Below are 2,420 nucleotides of genomic sequence, written 5' to 3'. Positions count from 1 at the left end.
TCAAGTTTTTTCTAGAGTAATATTACCATTATCATTGCCTGCAATGGCTACTTTTGGACTGTTCTTCGCAGTGACTTACTGGAATACATTTTTTAATGCTATTTTATATATAAATGATTTTAAAAAATGGCCACTACAAATTGTATTAAATGTTCTTTTAGTTGATACTTCATCACAAGGGGCTGGAAATCCAGATGCGGCAGCACAGATTGTAAATCCACAATCATTAAAAATGGCAGCAATTATAATTGCTACTGTACCAATAATGTGTGTTTATCCGTTCTTACAAAAGCACTTCACAAAAGGAGTAATGCTTGGGTCCGTTAAGGGATAAAATATGAAAATAGTTTTTATCGGTTTAACCGTTAAAATAGATATTAATAAAATAATAAGGGGGATTACTAAAATGAACAGAAATACTAAATTTTTTAAAAGAATAATTTCAATTATGGTTATGACAACAATTACATTATCACTTTTGGCAGGATGTGGAACCAAAAAAGCAGCAGTGGTTGACGGTGGAAAAGAAGAACCAACTCCAATTTCTATTATGAGTGTATTTTATAGTACAGGTCCTATTGCTAATGATAATGTCATTGTAAAGGAATTTGAAAAGAGGACTAATACTAAGTTAGATATAACTTGGGTTGCGGGTAATAGTTATAATGAAAAACTTAGTGTTACTCTTGCATCTGGAGATATGCCAGATATGACTTTGGACTTAGAGACATATAACGCTCAATGGCGAAGCATGACATCTCAAGGTGCATTTTGGGAAGTAGGTAAGTACTATAAAGATTATAAAAACTTAGCTGCACTTCCAGCAGAAATATGGGAAAATACAAAATTAGCTGATGGCAAAAATTATATGATGCCAAGACCAAGACCACTTGATGGTCAATCTGCAGGGCAATTAAATGTACGTAAAGATTGGTTAGACAATCTTGGGTTAAAAGTTCCTGAAACAATGGATGATCTGTATGCAGTAATGAAGGCATTTACTAATGATGACCCAGATAAAAATGGTAAAAAAGATACTGTTGGATTTGCTGGTTATGTAAATGATGGCGATCTAGGTTCATTAAAAGAAGTTGTATCTATATTTAATGGTGCAGGTAATGATGGATTTAAACTTGACAAAAACAAGAAAATGGCCCAGATGTGGACAGATACTAGTACTAGAGATGCTCTTGTTTGGTTAAGAAAAGCATATTTAGAAGGATTAATTCATAAAGATATAGCAGTTTTAAAACCAGAACAAGAAAGCGAAATAGTAATGGCAAGTAAATCAGGTATAAGCTTTAGTCCAATGCAAAAAACTACGGTATATGATGCAACAATAAAGAAAACCGTTCCTAATGCTGAAACTCTTCCATTAATCGCTTTATCTTCTAATAACGGTAAGTATATAGGCAGGAGTGGAGGTTCATTTGGAGGGTTTGTTATTCCTAAAACTGTTAAAGAGGATAAAATGAAGAAAATAATGGCGTTTTATGATTTCTGTGTAAGTAACGAGGGATGGGAACTAGCTAAATATGGTGTAGAAGGTGTACATTTTAATAAGTCAGGAGATAAATATACTGTTTTGCCACAGGCAAAAATAGATCTTGTTGGAACTATGACAAATGTATCTCAAAAATATGATAAATATCAGACTGCATCAATGGCAGGAACAACTCCACTTGAGCTAGATAGAAATAAGAAAATTATAGACGAAAAAGCTAAGATTAGTATACCAAGTCCTAATGTTGGTTTATATTCAGACACTGAGTCAAAAATTGGAGCAGATTACAATAAAAAATATTCTGAGACATTTATGAAGGTAATGCTTGGGGCTGAGCCAATAGCAACATGGGATGCTTATGTTGCTAAATTAAAAACGGATGCAGATTATTTGAAATGGGTCAAAGAAATATCAGATGCTTATGATAAGAAGATGTCAGTAGCTAAATAATAATACTTAAGATAATTATTAGCACGGTTTAAATATTCTAAATAACAGTAAAAAAGCGTCGAAGGCACTAATTTCGACGCTTTTTTACTGCTATTTGCTAAGGTAAACTGCATGTGGTGTTTTATTAGTAATTGTATAAAATGTTACACCCAGCGAGTTTAAAGAAATTCCATTTACTGGACTAATATCTAATATAAAATTCTGGTTATAACGTGTTTATAAGATGAAACTATTTTGCATCAATATAAAAAGTGGATGTAAACAGTTACTGATAGTGGGTTTCTTGAGCAAAAGAGTGTTATATACAAGAGCTTTATTTAGAAAGTATAATAAAGATGTTAGAACAATTTAATAAAAGACCAGCTAGTTAAAGTCAACTATTTAATTTAAATTTGTTTAAAGTTATTTAGATTAATTTTTTGCACAACAAAAAAACCGTTTCAAAAGACGAACGATGGTAAAAAAG

The 2,420-nt window shown here is 31.9% G+C and carries 1 protein-coding gene and 1 pseudogene; both read left to right on the top strand.

Annotated features, from left to right (window positions below; genetic code table 11):
• Positions 1-334 (top strand): annotated as a pseudogene (locus KPL55_RS25465) (ABC transporter permease); the annotation flags it as partial.
• A gap of 72 nt (positions 335-406) precedes the next feature.
• Positions 407-1,954 (top strand): extracellular solute-binding protein, encoded by a 1,548-nt coding sequence (locus KPL55_RS25460; protein ID WP_216309547.1) that lies wholly within the window; start codon positions 407-409, stop codon positions 1,952-1,954.
• Positions 1,955-2,420: the final 466 nt, after the last annotated feature.

Source organism: Clostridium lacusfryxellense, assembly GCF_018861735.1.
In the GTDB taxonomy this organism is placed as follows: Bacteria; Bacillota; Clostridia; order Clostridiales; family Clostridiaceae; genus Clostridium_AD; species Clostridium_AD lacusfryxellense.
Note: the sequence above shows the minus strand (reverse complement) of the source record. Positions and strands in the feature narration are given on the sequence as shown.

Bases quoted from the DNA above. Each gene is read 5' to 3' on its own strand.
- KPL55_RS25460 (WP_216309547.1), top strand. From the start codon at position 407: ATGAACAGAAATACTAAATTTTTTAAAAGAATAATTTCAATTATGGTT.